Here is an 18,239-nt window from a genome sequence, read left to right as displayed (position 1 = left end):
AATAATATGTCAACATAACAAAAGCTGGGCGTGAGAAGGGAGGAGAAAGAATTTCGCTTGGCAACAAATTTTATGGAGGAAAGTATGAAACACATCAAAAAAGAAAAGTTTTCAATTCGGAAATTTTCCGTCGGCGTCGCATCTGTATTAGTCGGAACAGCAATCTTTTCGGGTCAGACCATTCATGCCAATACAGCAAGTGAGGTTGGTCTAACAAATGATGAACCGACTGCTGCTATCCATGAAGTGGCTGTGGAAGAGCCGACTCTAGAAATGGCGGTGGACTTACGAGAAGGAATTATTGAAGAAACAGATCAGGTCTCTCCAGTTTCGGAGGACCTTGCTGAAGATACAGCTGTAACAGAAACTGTCAGCCCTATTCCCCTTGCTTTGACGAATGTAGTAGAAGTCAGTGATGAAGGAGTCGGAGAATCGAGAGAAGCTAGTCCAGATCCAGAAACGGCTTCGCTGAAACCAGTTGATTTGGCACTCAACAAGCAAGCAGAAGAATTAACTGAAGCCCAGGAAAAAGTGGCTCTGAAAAAAGTGATCTCAATTGATGCAGGTCGGAAATATTTTTCTTTGAATCAGTTGAAAGAACTAGTCGACTTAGCAGCAGCAAATTCCTATACCGACCTGCATGTGTTGCTTGGGAATGATGGATTGCGCTTCCTTTTGGATGATATGACCATTCAGGTTGGTGAAAGACGGTATGAAAGTGATGATGTGAAGACTGCCATGCAAAAAGGGACAGACCTCTATTACCGAGACCCAAATGGCAATCACCTGACCCAATCAGAAATGGATCAATTGTTGGACTATGCCAAATCCAAGAAAATTGGGATCATCCCATCGATTAACAGTCCCGGCCATATGGATGCAATCCTGGATGGTATGGTTGAATTGGGCATTCAAAATCCAAAATTTAGCTTCCGATTTAACGAGTCTAAACGAACCGTTGATTTGGACAATGTAGAGGCGGTTGAATTTACGAAGGCCTTGATTGACAAATATGCAGCCTATTTTGCCAAGAAAGTAGATATTTTCAATATCGGTTTGGATGAATATGCCAACGATATTACAGGAAACTATGGCTATGGATGGAATGTCCTGCAATACCGCCTCAACAAGTATGATAAATTCGTAACCTATGCCAACGATCTTGCACGCATTGTGAAAAACCACGGCATGCGGCCAATGGCATTCAATGATGGTATCTATTTCAATAACAACACCAGTAAAGGAACATTTGATACGGATATTATCGTTTCTTACTGGACAGCGGGTTGGAATGGCTTCAATGTTGCATCATCCAAATTCATCTCTGACAAGGGGCATGCCATCTTAAACACAAATGATGCTTGGTACTATGTTATCGGGCGTGACCATGGCAGCAAGGACTACTATAACCTTGATCAAGGATTGAGAGGCGTGTCCAATACCCCACTGGACCGAGTTGCCAAAAATGATGGGCATAACATTCCAATCGTGGGTAGTATGGTAGCTGTTTGGGCAGATATTCCACGTTTGACCTATCGTAAAGAATTAGTCGAAGAGTTAGTAACCGCCCTGAAGAATCAAAACAAAGCATTCTTCCGTGCAGATTATACCGAACTGGATCAGGTCTATGCTCAATTACCAGAAGACCTTGCTCTTTACACTGAAGAAAGTCGCCAAGAACTTCTGTCTGTCATCAATGGCATTGACTGGTTTGCAAGTTTAGAAAACCAAGACCAAATCCAACAGTATGTGCAGGCATTGAGAGAAGCGCGTGCTAAATTGCGCCGCTTAGATGGTAGTGCAGATGCACCAGAGAATCCATCTGATTCAGCTTCAACTGACCCAGATAGTGCCGATTTACCGCAAGATCAGGCGCCAGGAACAACTGAAGCAGAAAGCCCAGAAATTGCCTTGACGGAAGCCCAACAAAAAGTTGCTAAGATGAAGGTTATCTCCATCGATGCTGGTCGGAAGTATTTCTCCTTGCAACAACTGAAAGAGTTGGTTGATTTGGCAAGTGAACATTCCTACACTGGCCTACACGTCTTGCTTGGTAATGATGGTCTTCGCTTCCTCTTGGACGATATGGAAATTCGTGTGGGAGACCGTACCTATAGTAGCGACGATGTGAAACGTGCCATGCAAAATGGTACCAATGCCTACTACAATGATCCAAATGGCAATCATTTGACCCAGGACGAGATGGACCAATTGCTAGAATATGCAGCTTCTAAGAAGATTGATATTATTCCAGCGATTAACAGTCCAGGCCACATGGATGCCATTTTGGAAGGGATGGTAGAATTGGGCATTCGTGATCCGAAATTCCGCTTTGGCTTCCGTCAATCCAAGCGGACGGTCAATTTGGAAAACGAAGAAGCAGTTGCCTTCACCAAGGCGCTGATTGAAAAATATGCTAACTACTTCGCCAATAAGGTAGCTGTCTTCAATATCGGTCTGGATGAATACGCCAACGATGTAACCGATCAATATGGCTATGGTTGGAATGTCCTGCAAAACCGTCTCAACCAGTACAATAAATTTGTTGATTATGCCAACCAGTTGGCGGGTATTGTGAAAGCAAATAACATGAGACCGATGGCCTTTAATGATGGTATCTATTTCAACAATAACACAGAAGGCGGTACATTTGATACAGATATTATCGTGTCTTATTGGACAGCTGGTTGGAATGGATTCAATGTTGCATCGTCTAAGTTTATTGCGGAAAAGGGACATGAGATTTTGAATACCAATGATGCTTGGTACTATGTGTTGGGCCGTGACCATGGTAGCAGCCAGTACTATAATTTGGACCAAGGTTTGAACGGTGTTCGGACAACGCCAATCGATGTCGTAGCTAAAAATGAAGGTCAAAAAATTCCTTCCATTGGTAGTATGGTAGCCATTTGGGCAGACCAGCCACGTGCAACCTACCGCAAGGAATTAGTAACAGAACTGATTACTGCACTTAAAAACCAAAATAGAGAGCATTTCAAAGCAAACTATTCAGAATTGGATCAGCTGGTGGATGCTGTTTTGATTCGTTATGATGACTTTAAGGAAGAAAGCAAGCAAGAATTTGAACGTGTATTAGAAGGGATCAATTGGTTCCATCATCTTGATGAACAAGATCAAGTAGATGCTTACCTTACGGCAGTTCGAGCAGCTATTGATAACTTGGAGTTGGAGAAACCTTCAGGCGATAATCAAGGGGATCAACAACCGGATACAAGCAATCAGGAAAATAGGCCATCTAACTTTATCCATACGGGTTCTGGAGCACCTGCTTCTGAACTAGGACAAGATGCAGACCTCTATATCGATACACAAACAGGTGACCTTTACTCTAAGGTCAATGGATCTTGGACACTTTTATCCAATCTCCGCGGACCAAAAGGTGAACCTGGCGAGCGCGGCGAACAAGGTCCAGCAGGTCCACAAGGCGAGCGTGGTGAACAAGGTCCAGCAGGTCCACAAGGTGAACGCGGTGAACAAGGCACGGCAGGTCCACAAGGTGACCGCGGCGAACAAGGCCCAGCCGGTCCACAAGGCGAGCGCGGCGAACAAGGCCCAGCGGGTCCACAAGGCGAGCGTGGTGAACAAGGTCCAGCGGGTCCACAAGGCGAGCGTGGTGAACAAGGTCCAGCCGGTCCACAAGGCGAGCGCGGCGAACAAGGTCCAGCGGGTCCACAAGGCGAGCGTGGTGAACAAGGCCCAGCCGGTCCAGTTGTTCAACCTCTTCCAAATCCAGTAGATGAGACGCCCCTTCATACAGCAAAAGGAGAACCTGCCTATGCACCAGAGCTACCAGCCTTTGAAGGAGGCATTAGCCTTAATGAAAATCTGACCCATCATTTGCCAGCCTTTGAAGGAGGTATTAGCTTAAATGAAAACCTGACACACAGCCTACCTTCCTTGCGGCTTCCAGATAGTGGACAACTAACGGATAAGAAACCATCAAGTTCCCCTGTTCCAACTGCAAAACCTGTGGAAAAAGTAGAGTCAACAAGCAAGACTCTTCCAGCAACAGGTCTGAAAGACTCAAGTGCCCTAGCCCTCTTAGGAACCCTAGGCTTGCTTTCAGGTTTGGGTATGGTAGCTAGAAAAAGAAAAGATACTTCCTGCTAGGAAATTGACTGGCGGACTAGATAATTCGTCAGATACTATTTCAAAAAAGGAACAGGCGGGGGGCCTGTTCCTTTGATTTGTGCCAGATATGCTTACTTATCGAGGATTCTGGGGAAGTTGGATTCAGCTTTGTTTAAGCTGGCTCGCTTATACTGACTATATCCTAACATTTTCTTTTTCATTCTCTCCTAAAACAAGCCCTGATTGCATCAGGGCTTGTTTTGTTATATGCTAGGTCAAACGCCTATCTCCAGAACTTTTCATAGCCCTTCTTATCTTCCATGTTAAAGGCGATGATATTGCGGAGCAGGTCCCAGTTGACTTCTTGGTCTTCCTTAATTTTGAAGAGGTTGGAAGTCGCATCGTAGCCGGCTTCCTTGATGTCCTTGGCAAAGGTCTCCATAGTAACCGTTTCGGGTGCAATGGAAATGGGGGGCTTGGCAGCGGAGAATCCGATGCTATAGTCATTTAGTTTTTCTTTTATTACTTCGTTAACTCGCTTTGCCGTACCCCAGTACTGTCTGCAGCTCGTTGCCTAGTACTAAAAGTGAACTAAAAGACTATAAAAATCCCATCCATGATAAATATGGGCTGGTTCCACTTGATTTCAGTTGTCAGACTTGGAAATTCCTGCTGGATTTGGGTGAAAATTCTTTCCAGTTTGTCCTTCAAAACAGGATTCTTGACCTTGCTCAAAAATTCTTGGAGCATGGGTGGTTCCTTTCTTTTTTATTTCATTCTATCATAAAAGAGGAGCTTGCTCCTCTTTCATTCATTATTTCACCAAAATCGCCAGAGCCTGATAAGGCTTGAGGGTGATTTTCTTACCTAATTTGTTGTCAGGGTAGTTGCTGATAAGGACTTGACCGTGGGCATAATCGTCTGCCAGGTCTAGCTCAACCTCTTCTGCGAAGAAATTGTTGAGGACTAGTAGTTTTTCGCCGTTTAGCAAGCGTTCAAAGGCATAGACTTTCTGGCTGTCCTTGTAGGCGGCCTTGTAGTCTCCTTCTGAGATGAGAGGAAGTTCTTTCCGCAGGCGAATGAGTTCTTGGTAGAAGGCAAAGATTGGGCCTGTTTTTTCCTGCTCAACGTTAATCGTTTGGTAGGATTTGCCAGCTTTCAGCCAAGGGGTGCCTGTTGAGAAGCCTGCATTGTCAGAAGCGTCCCATTGCATGGGGGTACGGGAATTGTCACGGGACTTGGCCTGGATAATCTTGAAGGCTTGCTCAGGCGTGTGACCTTGGTCCAAGAGCATCTGGTAGGCATTGATAGACTCCACATCGACATAGTCGTCCATGCTATCGTAGTCAGGGTCAATCATACCGATTTCCTCGCCCATGTAGATGTAAGGCGTGCCGCGTGACAGGTGGATAGAGGCAGCCAGCATGGTTGCTCCTTCGTTGCGGAAATTTTCCACATCAACAAAGCGGTTGAGGGCACGAGGTTGGTCGTGGTTGTTGTAGAACAGGGCATTCCAGCCATTTCCAACTGACATCTCCTCGCCCCAAGTGTGAAAGAGGCGTTTGAGTTCCTCAAAGTCAAAGTCCATAATGGTCCATTTTTGCCCGTCTCTATAGTCCACTTTCAAGTGATGGAAGTTGAAGGCCATGGACAATTCTTCCCGCTCAGGAGCCGTGTAGAGAATGCAGTTTTCAATGGTAGTGGCAGACATTTCCCCAACGGTCATGAAGCCTTTTTCTGCTCCAAAAGTTGCGTTGTTCATCATCTTGAGGTAGTCGTGGGTAATCGGGCGGTCGGTGTAGGCAGGCTTGCCGTCGTTGATTGGGCAGTCTTCTAAAACTTCATCCTTGCCAATCAGGTTGATAACGTCGAAGCGGAAGCCCTTGACACCCTTGTCTTTCCAGAAGTTGACTACCTTGAAGAGTTCTTCGCGGACATGTGGATTTCGCCAATTGAGGTCGGCTTGGGTCACATCAAAGAGGTGGAGATAATATTTCCCGGTGTCGCCAAATGGAGCCCAGGCATTGCCGCCAAACTTGGAAACCCAGTCAGTTGGCTGGTCACGCAGGATAAAGAAATCCTGGTAGTATTTGTCGCCAGCTAGGGCCTTTTGGAACCACTCGTGGTCTGTCGAGCAGTGGTTGAGAACCATGTCCAGCATGAATTCGATACCTAGTTCTTTGCCGACAGCCACCATTTCTTCAAAGTCAGCCATGGTACCAAAATCAGGATTGACGGCTATATAGTCTGAAATGTCATAGCCGTTGTCCCGTTGCGGACTTGGGTAGAAGGGATTGAGCCAGATCATGTCAATCCCTAGCTCCTTCAGATAAGGTAGTTTTTCAATAATCCCACGCAGATCACCGACACCATTTCCAGTCGTATCCTTATAAGATTTGGGGTAGATTTGATAGACAACTTTTCGCTTGTCAATTGTCATGATTGTCTCGCTTTCTAATCGATTACGGTTGGGGGAAAAACAATCATAGGAGGGACAGGGAACCTGCACCTCCTGAGGATTGATTAAAGCTTGCTTGCAGTTAGGAGTTTTTGTCCATTTTCAACTACAGCTGGTAATTGTTCCAGGATCTCCACGGAGAAGTCAGCCTGGTTGGTTACGATAATTGGAGTCTCGGTCACCAATCCAGCTTCTTGAATGGTTGGAATGTCAAAGCTGATCAATTTGTCACCAGCTTTGATGTTGTCACCTTGTTTGACGTGGGCTTCAAATCCCTTGCCTTCGAGGCTAACAGTATCCATACCAATATGGATTAAGAGTTCTAAGCCTTGGGCGGTTGTAATCCCAATAGCATGTTTGGTTGGGAAGAGCACAGAGACTGTTCCGTCAACTGGCGCTGTTAAGAGGCCATGGCTTGGTTCGATGACTAAACCAGTACCCATGACACCAGAAGAGAAGACAGGGTCAGTAGCTTGTGACAATTCTTTGGCTTGTCCAGTTAGTGGACTTACCAATTCAATTTTTGCTCCTGATGAAACGGTTGGAGTCACGCTTTTTACTTCTTCAGGAGCCTCATCCTTTTTTGCAAACAAGCCTGCACGCTTGAATACAAAGGTCAATACCATCGGTACAGCAATTGCGACAAGCATAGTGATGGCAAATGCTCCCCAGTATTCTGCCTTGATAGACAAGATGCCTGGAAGACCACCAATACCGATAGAAGCGGCTTGGATGTTAAAGGTTACAGAGAGCAAACCAGCGATGCTTGATCCGATCATAGCTGCTACGAATGGATAGATGTATTTAACGTTGACACCGAAGAGGGCTGGCTCTGTGATACCAAGGTAGGCAGAGATAGTTGCTGGAAGCGAAATCTGTGCCTCTTTTTCATTTTTACGGTTCATGAGGAAGTAAGCAAATACTGCTGAACCTTGAGCGATGTTTGAAAGTGCGATCATTGGCCAGAGACCAGTACCACCAGTATCGGCAATTAATTGAGTATCGATCGCGTTTGTCATGTGGTGAAGACCAGTGATAACGAATGGCGCATAGAGGGCACCAAAGATGGCACCGAAGAGCCACTTAACAGGACCTGTCAAACCTGCCAATACAATGGTTGACAACCATTGACCGATTGTCCAACCGATAGGACCAAGGACAGTGTGAGCCAAGATAAGAGCTGGTAGAAGTGATAGGAATGGTACAAAGATCATGGATACCACTTCAGGAACAACTTTGCGCCAGAAGATTTCCAAGTAAGAAAGGGCTAAACCTGCCAAGAGGGCTGGGATAACTTGGGCTTGGTAACCGATACGAGCGATTGAGAAGAAACCGAAGTTCCATGACCAGTCGCTAGCAATGGTTGCAGCATCTGTACTTGGTACAGCGTAGGCGTTGAGCAATTGTGGGGATACCAAACAGATACCCAGGACGATACCGAGAATCTGTGATGTACCCATTTTACGAGATACAGACCAAGTGATACCTACTGGTAGGTAGTGGAAGATGGCTTCACCTGGCAACCAGAGGAAGTGGTTGACACCATTCCAGAATGGAGATACTTGAACGATGGTATTCCAGATTGGCTTGCCACTTGCGTCAAAGAGGAGCTCTCCATCTTGCATTGCTTGGCCAAGTGCTTGGAATTGTACGCCTTCCAAAACATTTCGGAAACCGAGGATCAAACCGCCGACGATAAGGGCTGGAATGATTGGTGTGAAGATTTCCGCCAACATAGTCATGACACGTTGGATGGCATTCTGGTTGCTCTTAGCTGCTGACTTGGCAGCTTCTTTTGATACGCCTTCAATACCAGATACGGCTGTGAAGTCGTTGTAGAAGATTGGTACATCGTTACCGATGATAACTTGGAACTGACCAGCATTGGTAAAGGTTCCTTTTACTGCAGGAATGTCTTCAATAACCTTGACATCTGCCTTTTTCTCATCCGCCAAGACGAAGCGCATGCGTGTTGCACAGTGCGTTACGGCTGTGACGTTTTCCTTGCCGCCAATAGCGTCCAAAAGGACTTTGGCGTCTTTTTCAAATTTTCCCATATATTTTCCTTCCCCGACAGTTTTTCACTGTCCCTCCTATATTTTTTAAGAAAAATTTGTACGGACAAATTTAGCTTGAGGTTATTGTATCCGATTTCATTATTTTTTGCAAGTATTTTTGCAAAAAAATTTTTAAATTTGTTATAATATGGGATAGGTTATTTGTTAAGAATGCGACAACGAAGAGGAAAATATGAAAAAATACCAAGAAATTTTTAACGATATTAAAGACAAGATTTTGAGTGATTACTACAGCGCAGGAACTTCCTTGCCAACAGAAAAGGACCTGCAGGAGCTCTATGGGGTCAGTCGTGACACGGTTCGTAAGGCATTGGCGATTTTGACCGAACGGGGCATGATTCAAAAGGTTCAAGGGAGAGGTTCGCTGGTCTTGAAGCAAGAACTCTTGAATTTTCCAGTCTCTGGTTTGACTTCTTATCAGGAGTTGACCCAATCTCTACAGCTACAGAGCCAAACGGATGTAGTGGAGTTGGACTTGGTCTCAGTTTCAACTAGTTTGTCAAAACTAACAGGCTTTGAGGCTTACAGTAAGGTATGGAAGATTGTCCGTACAAGATCTATCGATGGGAAGGTTTCAGTAATCGATACGGACTACCTTGCCCATGACTTGGTTCCCCATATGACCAGAGAGATTGCTAGTCAGTCTATCTATGATTATTTGGAAAATAAACTTGGACTGGATATTTCTTTTGCCCAAAAAGAGATTACAATTGAACCAACCAACCGAGAGGAAAAGTCCCTACTTCAGAGTCAGGATGACTATCTGGTCTTGATCAAATCCCGAGTCTTTTTAGGGGATACCCGTCAGTTCCAATATACTGAGAGCAAGCATAAGATTGACAAGTTCCGTTTCGTGGATTTTGCCCGCCGCAAGCATTCTCTCTAAGACTGTCAATCGTTGAATCTCTCCTTATTTTAAGGTATAATGATAGATGAGGTGAACTATGGCAAATATAAATCGTTATAAATTTTCCTTCGGTGAAAAACAACTAACGCTAACGACAGAACATGACAATCTGTTCATGGAAGAAATCGAACGAATTACCAATGAAAAATATCAGGCTTTAAAGGAAAAAATGCCTTCAGCAGATTCTGAGACCTTGGCTTTGCTCCTGGCTATCAATGCTCTTTCTGTTCAATTGAACCGTGAAAAGGCCTATGCCCAAACAGAGGCTGAGTTGGCTACGATGAAGGAAAAGGTCTTGAAGAAAAATGTGACCCTAGTTGATTTAGATGAATTAGAGGACCGCCCATGATTAGTCTGCTTATTTTGATTGTCTTGGCGTGGAGTTTCTATATTGGCTACAGTCGAGGGTTGATTGTACAAGCTTTTTACACTTTTTCAAGTATCTTTGCCATGATTGTAGCAGCAGGATTTTACAAGCAAGTGGCACAGGTCTTGTATCTCTGGGTGCCTTTTGCAAATGCAACTGAAGGTAGCTCCAGCTATTTCTTTGATAGCCAGTACCTCTTTGACTTAGATCAGATTTTCTATGCTGGTCTCGGTTTTCTCTTGGTCTATTTCTTGGTCTATGTCATCATGCGCTTGCTTGGCATCTTCGTCCATCTCTTGACCTTTGCTGACCCAGATACAGCTACCAGCAAACTGATCGCAGGAGGCTTGGCAGTCTTGGTGACGTGGATTTCTCTGCAGATGGTCTTGACTATTGTGGCAACGGTTCCTTTGGCACTGATTCAAGACAGTTTGAACAAGGATATCTTGGCCAAAGTGATGATTGATTTTACGCCAATTACCAGCGCAGTCTTTAAAAATCTATGGATTAGTGCCATCTCAGCACAATAAGAATAAAAAGAGGAAAGAGTTCTGCCTTAGGCAGACTTTTTCTGTATGAAGTGAATGAAATGAATACAAAAATTTTAGAAACCCTTGAATTTAACAAGGTAAGAGAATTGGTTCAGCCCTTTGTCTTGACAGAACAGGGCTTGGAAGAACTCAGGCAGTTGGAACCCATGGTGGAGATCCACCGTATCCAACAAGCCTTTGATGAATTATCGGACATGGGGCAAATCTTTGTCGAAAGTCCCTATTTTAGCCTCTCAGCCACCAATGACATCAATCCAGCCATGCGCCGCTTGGAACTGGATACCGATCTCAATATTTCTGAATTATTAGCCGTCAAGAAGGTCTTGGAAGTGTCCAAGTCTCTCTTGGACTTTTATGGAAATCTGGAAAATGTCAGTCTGAGCCAGCTGGATAAACTCTTTGAGAAAATCGAGCTCTTTCCCCACTTACAAGGTTCGCTCCAGTCTATCAATGATGCAGGCTTTGTCGAGGATTTTGCTTCTGAAAAGCTAGCAAAAATCCGCAGAAAAATCCGTGAATCAGAAGATCAGGTCCGTCAGGTCATGCAGGATATTTTGAAGAATAAGGGGGATATGTTGTCCGACAGCATCTTGGCTAGTCGTAATGGGCGCAATGTCCTTCCTGTCAAAAATACCTATCGCAATAAGATAGCAGGGGTCGTCCATGATATTTCCGCTTCTGGCTCGACGGTTTATATTGAACCCAGAGCAGTTGTTGCGCTCAATGAAGATATTACCAATAGCAAGGCAGAGGAGCGCCATGAAATCAGTCGGATTTTGCAAGAGTTGTCCGACATGTTGCGGCCTCATAGCGGTATTATCCGCAACAATGCCTGGGTGATTGGGCATTTGGATTTCATCCGCGCCAAACACCTTTTTGCAAGAGATTATAAGGCTGTCGTCCCAAGGATTTCAGATAAGCAAGATATCGCTCTGCTCAATGTCCGCCATCCGCTCTTAAAAGCACCTGTTCCCAACGACCTTTATTTTAGTAGTCAGTTGACAGCCATCGTGATTACAGGTCCCAACACGGGTGGTAAGACCATTATGCTCAAGACCTTGGGACTGACCCATCTGATGGCCCAGTCTGGTTTGCCTATCCTGGCTGATAAGGGCAGTCGGGTGGCTATCTTCAAAGAAATTTTTGCGGATATTGGTGATGAACAGTCCATCGAGCAGAGTTTATCAACCTTCTCCAGTCACATGACCCACACGGTGCAGATTTTAGCGGAAGCGGATCAAGATTCCCTTATCCTATTTGACGAGTTGGGAGCTGGGACCGATCCGCAGGAGGGTGCGTCTTTGGCAATGGCTATTTTGGACGACCTTCGTCTGCGGGGGATCAAGACCATGGCAACCACCCACTATCCTGAGCTCAAGGCCTACGGGATAGAAACCTCTGGTATTGAAAATGCCAGCATGGAATTTGATACCAATAGCCTGCGTCCAACCTATAAGTTTATGCAGGGTGTTCCTGGTCGCTCCAATGCCTTTGAAATTGCCCGCCGTCTTGGGCTGTCTGATATTATTATCCAGTCAGCCCAGTCTTGGACGGATACAGATAGCGATGTGAACCGCATTATCGAGAAATTGGAAAGCCAGACGGTTGAAAGTCGTCAGCGTCTGGATAAGATTCGTGATGTGGAGCAAGAAAATTACAAGATGAACCGAGCCCTTCGTAAGCTCTATGACGAGCTCAATCGTGAGCGGGAAAATGAGCTCAACAAGGCACGTTTGGAGGCCAAGGAAATTGTAGATATGGCATTGGCAGAAAGCGAGGACATTCTTAAAAATCTTCATGCTGCAGCCAGTCTTAAGCCCCACCAGATTATTGAAGCCAAGGCAGAACTGAAAAAGTTGGCACCTGAAGTGGTAGATCTATCTAAGAACAAAGTCTTGAAAAAAGCCAAAATTCAGAGGGAAGCCAAGGTGGGCGATGATATTATCGTTACAGCTTATGGACAACGCGGCACCCTGACCAATCAGCTCAAGGACGGGCGTTGGGAAGCTCAGGTTGGTTTGATTAAGATGACCTTGGCCAAGGATGAGTTTGAGTTAGTCAAGGCGGAAAAGGCAGAGCAGCCTAAGAAACGCCAGGTTCACACAGTCAAACGTGCCAATGTACGAGGACCAAAAGCCCGCTTAGATCTCCGTGGTAAACGCTACGAAGAGGCTATGATGGAGCTGGATGAATTTATCGACCAAGCCCTGCTCAATAACCTAGCCCAAGTCGACATTGTTCACGGTATTGGTACAGGGGTTATCCGAGAAGGGGTGACAAAGTATCTTCGCCGCAACAAGCAGGTCAAGGAATTCGGCTACGCCCCACAAAATGCAGGTGGCTCAGGCTGTACTATTGTGACGTTTAAATAGCAATCAACCGATGGGAGATTCTTATGATTATCAGAAAATATCAAACCAGTGATGAAAAAGGTTGGGTTTACTGTAAGGCACTCAGCTATCTCTTCTCTCCATTCTTTGATGATAGAGAAACAGAGAAGCCCGAACTAATGACAGACGTTTATGATTATCGTGTGGAATGGGTGGCTGAAGTGGACGGGCAAATCGTTGGTCTAATCGACATCGATATTTACACTGAGGAGTGCAGCCAGTCTTATATTTACGCACCAAGTAAGCGAACAGCTTATTTTACTAACCTAGCAGTCCACCCTGATTTTCAAGGGCAGGGCATTGCCCAGGCGCTTTTTGAAAAAGCAGAGCAGGAATTGCGTGAACAGGCTGTCGAGAAATTAGCCATCTTTACTCGAGAAGGAGATGTAGCCAATCACTTGTATCAAAAATGGGGCGGACAGCTAGTTTGCTCGGACTATCTAGTTGTCGGAGCACCCAAGGACATCCCAACCTTTCGTTTTGGAATCGATTTAGAGCGAGGTAGATTGTCCTTTTCAGATATGGAAGGTCAGCCAGTTCCCTACTATTTGAGAGAAGGTGTTTATGTAGTCAGTGAAGAAGCTGGCTTGGAGCTCTTTGACATAGAAGATGTCTATCAAGAATTAACCTATGTGGTGGATTTGGTATAAGTTCCCTACGAACTAGTTTAGCCTGTCCGATTTGTTTTTACATCTGAAAAAATCATAGGTATATCTACCTGATTTTATCTCCGTAGCAAAAATTCGCTTTCTATTTTCTTTTGGTGTAGAATGATAGTAGAAAAACAGAAACGGAGAAAATTATGGTTCAAGTTATTACAGATGCAAACTTTGAAGTTGAAACACAAGAAGGTGTAGTCCTTGTTGACTTTTGGGCACCATGGTGTGGTCCATGCCGCATGCAAGCACCAATCTTAGAGCAATTAGCAGGTGAAGTGGATGAAGATGAATTGCGCATCTACAAGATGGATGTTGATGAGAATCCAAACACAGCTCGTCAATTCGGTATCATGTCGATCCCAACCCTTTTGTTCAAAAAAGATGGACAAGTTGTGAAACAAGTTGCTGGTGTTCACACCAAAGACCAAATCAAAGCAATCTTGGCAGAGATTGGTTAATTATGGAGGTTGAGGAAACTCAACCTTTTTCTGCATCGAAAGGAATCTTACATGAAAGAAATTTACCTAGCAGGCGGTTGTTTCTGGGGGATGGAAGGCTACTTTTCCCAGATTGATGGTATTCTTGACACCAGTGTTGGCTATGCCAATGGACAGGTGGAGACGACCAATTATCAACTCCTCAAACAAACAGATCACGCAGAGACGCTCTATCTAGCCTATGATGAGACTCGTATCCATTTGCGGGAAATTCTCCTCTATTATTTCCGCGTCATTGATCCCTTCTCTGTCAATCAGCAGGGGCCTGACAAGGGGCGCCAGTATCGGACGGGTATCTATTACACAGATGAGGCTGATTTGCCGACCATCGAGCAGGTCATGACGGAGCAGTCTCAGCTCTTTGGCGGACGCCCCCTAGCCGTTGAAGTGGAGCCACTCGCGCATTACATCCCCGCCGAAGACTACCATCAGGATTATCTCAAGAAAAATCCCCAAGGCTACTGCCATATCGATCTTGCACAGGCAAAAATCCCTCTGATTGATGTTGCAGACTACCAAAAGCCAGACCAACAAGTCTTAAAAGACAGCTTGACCGACCTCCAGTATCAAGTCACTCAAGAAGCTGCGACGGAAAGACCCTTCGAAAATGAGTTTTGGAATAGTGACCAAGCTGGCATCTACGTCGATATTACGACTGGTGAGCCCCTCTTTCTCTCAACAGACAAATTCGACTCAGGCTGCGGCTGGCCCTCCTTTACCAAACCAATCAGCAAGGAAGTTGCGACTTATTTCCAAGATCTCTCCCACGGCATGAACCGCATTGAAGTTCGTAGTCGGGCTGGTCATGCTCATTTAGGTCATGTCTTTGATGATGGACCGCGTGACAAGGGTGGATTACGTTACTGTATCAACTCAGCAGCCCTTCGTTTCATCCCGAGAGAAGATATGGAAGCAGCAGGCTATGGCTTGTTTTTGAAGCTGTTAGAATAATTTTTCAAAAAACATTCTTGATTTTTTCTGAAAAATGGTCTAAAATAGAGCGTGATAAAACTGAATAACCGGTTGATAGTGGGCAGAAAGGCAACTGACTGTCCAAAGGACGGAACTCTGGAGAGACCATAGGGCACCGAAGGGGCAAGGTAGTTCTGCTTGGAAAAGTAGAATTGCTGAAACTCTCAGGTAAAAGGACAGAGCGATTAGGAGACAGGGGATTTTCTGTTGTCTTTCGCGTTGATTCTAGAGGTTGAAGTTATTCAACCTCTTTGTTTTTTTCCGGCAGCTTTATCGGATTAGGAATCATACTTAGGAGGAAGCTATGTTAGAATTGATGCAAAACATCAATAACCTTGTGTGGGGTCCACCCCTCTTATTACTATTGGTCGGAACGGGTGTCTATTTCACCCTTCGGTTGGGAATCTTTCAAATCAGTAAGTTGCCAACGGCCTTTCGTCTGATTTTTTCCAGTGACCAGTCTGGTCAGGGAGATGTGTCGAGCTTTGCGGCTCTGTGTACAGCTCTTGCGGCGACGGTTGGTACGGGAAATATCGTTGGGGTGGCGACTGCCATTACGACAGGTGGACCAGGTGCCCTCTTCTGGATGTGGGTGGCGGCCTTCTTCGGGATGGCAACCAAATATGCAGAAGGCTTTTTAGCCATTAAATACCGTACCAAGGATGCCAATGGGCAAGCGGCGGGAGGTCCGATGCACTATATCACCTTGGGGATGGGACAAAAGTGGAAGCCTTTGGCAGTTTTCTTTGCCATTTCAGGAGTTCTAGTGGCTCTCTTGGGGATGGGAACCTTTTCTCAGGTTAATTCCATTGCCTCATCCATGTCTTCTAGCTTTGGTCTGGCTCCCCAGTTGGTCAGCATTGTAACCGCCATTTCCATCGCCTTCTTTATCTTTGGAGGGATTGAAAAAATCTCAGATGTTTCAACCAAAATTGTTCCATTTATGGCGATTTTGTATGTCTTGGCAAGTGTAACCGTTTTGGTTCTGCATTTGGATCAGCTCTTGCCAACCCTTGCCTTAGTTCTTAAATCAGCTTTTACACCAGCAGCTGCTGTAGGTGGATTTGCGGGTGCGACTGTGCAACAGGCAATCCAACGTGGGATTGCGCGTGGGGTTTTCTCAAATGAGTCTGGTCTGGGTTCAGCTCCTATCGCAGCTGCAGCTGCCAAGTCAGACAACCCAGTGGAACAGGGATTGATTTCCATGACAGGTACCTTTATCGATACCATCATCATCTGTACCTTGACAGGTTTGACGATTTTGGTGACCGGTCAGTGGTCAGTTGCTGGCTTGGAAGGTGCTCCGCTGACCCAGGCAGCATTTGCGACAGTTTTTGGTCAATCAGGTGCTTTGGCCTTGACCATTAGTCTGGTTCTCTTTGCCTATACGACTATTCTGGGGTGGTCATACTATGGGGAGCGCTGTATCGAGTTTCTATTTGGGACCAAGTCTATCTTGCCTTATCGTTTGGTCTTTGTAGCCATGGTTGCTTTGGGTGGTTTTCTCAAGCTTGACTTGATTTGGACCATTGCAGATATTGTGAATGGGCTTATGGCTCTACCAAACTTGATTGCCTTACTAGCTCTCTCACCAGTGATTATCAAGGAGACGCGCCAGTATTTTGCCAAAAAGAAATAAGGGTGATACCTTTGGCTATGCTTAGGCTATTGGAGATTTCCTTTGTTTTTAAGTCAGTGAAAGATTAGAAAAGACAGCTAAGTTGGCTGTCTTTTCGTTACTTTGAGAAAATTTGGTATAATAGTGGCTAGGAAGGAGTTCTATGACAGATTTTATCTCAACTTACCTAGCACAATTTAATCTTGAACAGCTCTTGACGAGTATTTTGAACAAGCTCTTATCCTTGGTTCTCTTGTTCCTTTCCTTTTATGTGGTGAAAAAACTAGCCAAGCAATCTGTAAAACGCATTCTGGTGCCGTCTTTAAAGATTTCGACCCAGGACATCGGTCGCCAGAAAACCATCAGCCGTCTGGTGGAGAGTGTGCTTAATTACTTGCTGTATTTCCTACTGATTTACTGTATTCTAGCGATTCTTGGTCTTCCTGTTTCCAGTCTATTTGCTGGTGCAGGAATTGCAGGTGTTGTGATTGGTTTAGGAGCGCAAGGCTTTCTCTCAGATTTGGTCAATGGCTTTTTTATCCTGTTAGAGAGACAGTTTGATGTGGGAGATGTGGTCAAATTAACCAACGGTCCCATTACCATCGCGGGGACCATTGTCAGTGTCGGAATTCGGACGACTCAAGTTCGGGACGCGGATGGAACCTTGCATTTTATCCCCAATCGTAATATCCTAGTGGTGTCCAATCAATCTCGTGGAGACATGCGGGCGCAGATTGATATTCCGCTCAAACTCAATACAGACTTGGAAAAGGTTTATCAGGTGATCGAGGAGGTCAATGCCCGGGAGTTACCAACTAATCAGCTGGTCAAGGATGTGACCATTCTTGGACCGCAAAATTTACAGACGGGACAATTCTCGTTTCGGGTCAATCTCTTTGTGGCCAGTGGCCAACAAGGCAAAATCTATCATCAATTTTATGGCTTGTATCAAGAAGCCTTGCGTACTGCTGGAGTTGACTTGCCAAGCGGCCCAGCACATTAAGAAAAAGAGGAGTTATTTAGATGAATCCAAAAGAGTTCGTTGTTGAAGATGGTTTGGTCTATTACCGTAAGAAACCATTGCATAAACAGGTCTTGTTCTGGACAACACTTGTCGGAGGCTTGCTGAGTTTTATTTTAACCATTATCTGCATTTTGTTATCCTTGGGGCTCACAGCAGAAAAAAGCTATTCTTCCTTGTATGATTCGTCCACATATAGCGATTATTACTATGAAGATACCAGTAGCTTGGAGACTATTTCTCTTGGAGAAAGTAGGGAGGTTCAGTCTGGCCTTGAAATGGTCGTTACACGGATGGAAAAGGATTCTTCCTTGGAACTTGTAGATACTTATTATACAAATGCTTTTGTTGTAGAGGTTGAAATGACCAATACCAGTGATCAGGTGTATTACTTCGATGAATATGCCTTCTCCTTGGTGGATGCTGGTACCGATATGACTTTCTTGCTGGACTATGCGACCTACGATGTTAACATCCCTGAAAAAATTGATCCTGGTCAGTCTCTGAAGGTAAAACTGGTCTATGGTGTGGATGGCGAATCCTCTTTCTATTTTGTTTACGATAGCTTTGCCTGGACCCAAGTTGTTGGTCAAGGTATATAAGAAAAAATACACAAGTGATGTACTTGT

Annotated in this window: 15 protein-coding genes and 1 riboswitch; of the genes, 11 read left to right on the top strand and 4 right to left on the bottom strand. The window is 45.0% G+C overall.

Going from position 1 to position 18,239, the window contains the following annotated elements; genetic code table 11:
- Window positions 1-84: 84 nt before the first annotated feature.
- Complete coding sequence (locus JNG37_RS03370) at window positions 85-4,131, top strand: family 20 glycosylhydrolase (protein WP_187321614.1); 4,047 nt, start codon at window positions 85-87, stop codon at window positions 4,129-4,131.
- A 244-nt stretch (window positions 4,132-4,375) separates the two neighbouring features.
- On the opposite strand, the gene JNG37_RS03365 is transcribed toward JNG37_RS03370, so the two are convergent.
- The 4 genes from JNG37_RS03365 to treP all read right to left on the bottom strand — a co-directional run bounded on the left by JNG37_RS03365 (window position 4,376) and on the right by treP (window position 8,607).
- Window positions 4,376-4,534: a hypothetical protein gene (locus tag JNG37_RS03365; protein ID WP_187321613.1), complete on the bottom strand. Its 159-nt coding sequence runs from the start codon at window positions 4,532-4,534 to the stop codon at window positions 4,376-4,378.
- A 149-nt stretch (window positions 4,535-4,683) separates the two neighbouring features.
- Complete coding sequence (locus tag JNG37_RS03360) at window positions 4,684-4,842, bottom strand: hypothetical protein (protein WP_187321612.1); 159 nt, start codon at window positions 4,840-4,842, stop codon at window positions 4,684-4,686.
- 64 nt (window positions 4,843-4,906) lie between these two features.
- Window positions 4,907-6,532 carry an alpha,alpha-phosphotrehalase gene (gene treC, locus JNG37_RS03355; RefSeq protein WP_158455969.1) on the bottom strand — a complete coding sequence of 542 codons (1,626 nt, stop codon included), beginning with the start codon at window positions 6,530-6,532 and terminating at the stop codon, window positions 4,907-4,909.
- 83 nt (window positions 6,533-6,615) lie between these two features.
- Window positions 6,616-8,607: a PTS system trehalose-specific EIIBC component gene (gene treP, locus JNG37_RS03350; RefSeq protein ID WP_158455967.1), complete on the bottom strand. Its 1,992-nt coding sequence runs from the start codon at window positions 8,605-8,607 to the stop codon at window positions 6,616-6,618.
- A gap of 193 nt (window positions 8,608-8,800) precedes the next feature.
- Between treP and treR the strand changes: the two genes are divergently transcribed.
- The 10 genes from treR to JNG37_RS03300 all read left to right on the top strand — a co-directional run bounded on the left by treR (window position 8,801) and on the right by JNG37_RS03300 (window position 18,212).
- Window positions 8,801-9,514: a trehalose operon repressor gene (gene treR / locus JNG37_RS03345; RefSeq protein WP_158455965.1), complete on the top strand. Its 714-nt coding sequence runs from the start codon at window positions 8,801-8,803 to the stop codon at window positions 9,512-9,514.
- Between the two features lie 58 nt (window positions 9,515-9,572).
- On the top strand, window positions 9,573-9,884 hold the full coding sequence (gene zapA, locus JNG37_RS03340) for a cell division protein ZapA (RefSeq protein ID WP_158455962.1): 312 nt from the start codon (window positions 9,573-9,575) through the stop codon (window positions 9,882-9,884).
- Window positions 9,881-10,432 (top strand): CvpA family protein, encoded by a 552-nt coding sequence (locus JNG37_RS03335; RefSeq protein ID WP_158455959.1) that lies wholly within the window; start codon window positions 9,881-9,883, stop codon window positions 10,430-10,432. The genes zapA and JNG37_RS03335 overlap by 4 nt, the downstream gene beginning before the upstream one ends.
- Before the next feature lie 59 nt (window positions 10,433-10,491).
- Window positions 10,492-12,825, top strand: coding sequence for an endonuclease MutS2 (locus JNG37_RS03330; protein WP_158455957.1), 2,334 nt, complete (start codon window positions 10,492-10,494; stop codon window positions 12,823-12,825).
- A 23-nt stretch (window positions 12,826-12,848) separates the two neighbouring features.
- Window positions 12,849-13,493 (top strand): GNAT family N-acetyltransferase, encoded by a 645-nt coding sequence (locus JNG37_RS03325; RefSeq protein ID WP_158455954.1) that lies wholly within the window; start codon window positions 12,849-12,851, stop codon window positions 13,491-13,493.
- 152 nt (window positions 13,494-13,645) lie between these two features.
- Window positions 13,646-13,960, top strand: coding sequence for a thioredoxin (gene trxA, locus JNG37_RS03320; protein ID WP_002941035.1), 315 nt, complete (start codon window positions 13,646-13,648; stop codon window positions 13,958-13,960).
- 51 nt (window positions 13,961-14,011) lie between these two features.
- Window positions 14,012-14,950 (top strand): peptide-methionine (R)-S-oxide reductase MsrB, encoded by a 939-nt coding sequence (gene msrB, locus JNG37_RS03315; protein ID WP_158455951.1) that lies wholly within the window; start codon window positions 14,012-14,014, stop codon window positions 14,948-14,950.
- Window positions 14,951-15,057: 107 nt separating this feature from the next.
- Window positions 15,058-15,161: riboswitch (glycine riboswitch) on the top strand.
- A gap of 114 nt (window positions 15,162-15,275) precedes the next feature.
- Window positions 15,276-16,610: an alanine/glycine:cation symporter family protein gene (locus tag JNG37_RS03310; protein ID WP_158455948.1), complete on the top strand. Its 1,335-nt coding sequence runs from the start codon at window positions 15,276-15,278 to the stop codon at window positions 16,608-16,610.
- 142 nt (window positions 16,611-16,752) lie between these two features.
- Window positions 16,753-17,592, top strand: coding sequence for a mechanosensitive ion channel family protein (locus JNG37_RS03305; RefSeq protein WP_158455945.1), 840 nt, complete (start codon window positions 16,753-16,755; stop codon window positions 17,590-17,592).
- Window positions 17,593-17,612: 20 nt separating this feature from the next.
- Window positions 17,613-18,212 carry a DUF4352 domain-containing protein gene (locus tag JNG37_RS03300; protein ID WP_158455942.1) on the top strand — a complete coding sequence of 200 codons (600 nt, stop codon included), beginning with the start codon at window positions 17,613-17,615 and terminating at the stop codon, window positions 18,210-18,212.
- Window positions 18,213-18,239 lie beyond the last annotated feature (27 nt).

This window comes from Streptococcus suis (assembly GCF_016775005.1).
In the GTDB taxonomy this organism is placed as follows: Bacteria; Bacillota; Bacilli; order Lactobacillales; family Streptococcaceae; genus Streptococcus; species Streptococcus suivaginalis.
This window is presented reverse-complemented; position numbering and strand designations above follow the sequence as displayed.

What these genes read in the sequence shown, in the direction of transcription:
- JNG37_RS03300 (WP_158455942.1), top strand. Translation starts at nt 17,613, where the DNA reads ATGAATCCAAAAGAGTTCGTTGTTGAAGATGGTTTGGTCTATTACCGT.
- JNG37_RS03365 (WP_187321613.1), bottom strand. Translation starts at nt 4,534, where the DNA reads ATGGAGACCTTTGCCAAGGACATCAAGGAAGCCGGCTACGATGCGACT.
- JNG37_RS03370 (WP_187321614.1), top strand. Translation starts at nt 85, where the DNA reads ATGAAACACATCAAAAAAGAAAAGTTTTCAATTCGGAAATTTTCCGTC.
- JNG37_RS03305 (WP_158455945.1), top strand. Translation starts at nt 16,753, where the DNA reads ATGACAGATTTTATCTCAACTTACCTAGCACAATTTAATCTTGAACAG.
- JNG37_RS03325 (WP_158455954.1), top strand. Translation starts at nt 12,849, where the DNA reads ATGATTATCAGAAAATATCAAACCAGTGATGAAAAAGGTTGGGTTTAC.
- JNG37_RS03330 (WP_158455957.1), top strand. Translation starts at nt 10,492, where the DNA reads ATGAATACAAAAATTTTAGAAACCCTTGAATTTAACAAGGTAAGAGAA.
- treR (WP_158455965.1), top strand. Translation starts at nt 8,801, where the DNA reads ATGAAAAAATACCAAGAAATTTTTAACGATATTAAAGACAAGATTTTG.
- JNG37_RS03310 (WP_158455948.1), top strand. Translation starts at nt 15,276, where the DNA reads ATGTTAGAATTGATGCAAAACATCAATAACCTTGTGTGGGGTCCACCC.
- treP (WP_158455967.1), bottom strand. Translation starts at nt 8,607, where the DNA reads ATGGGAAAATTTGAAAAAGACGCCAAAGTCCTTTTGGACGCTATTGGC.
- treC (WP_158455969.1), bottom strand. Translation starts at nt 6,532, where the DNA reads ATGACAATTGACAAGCGAAAAGTTGTCTATCAAATCTACCCCAAATCT.
- trxA (WP_002941035.1), top strand. Translation starts at nt 13,646, where the DNA reads ATGGTTCAAGTTATTACAGATGCAAACTTTGAAGTTGAAACACAAGAA.
- msrB (WP_158455951.1), top strand. Translation starts at nt 14,012, where the DNA reads ATGAAAGAAATTTACCTAGCAGGCGGTTGTTTCTGGGGGATGGAAGGC.
- JNG37_RS03360 (WP_187321612.1), bottom strand. Translation starts at nt 4,842, where the DNA reads ATGCTCCAAGAATTTTTGAGCAAGGTCAAGAATCCTGTTTTGAAGGAC.
- zapA (WP_158455962.1), top strand. Translation starts at nt 9,573, where the DNA reads ATGGCAAATATAAATCGTTATAAATTTTCCTTCGGTGAAAAACAACTA.
- JNG37_RS03335 (WP_158455959.1), top strand. Translation starts at nt 9,881, where the DNA reads ATGATTAGTCTGCTTATTTTGATTGTCTTGGCGTGGAGTTTCTATATT.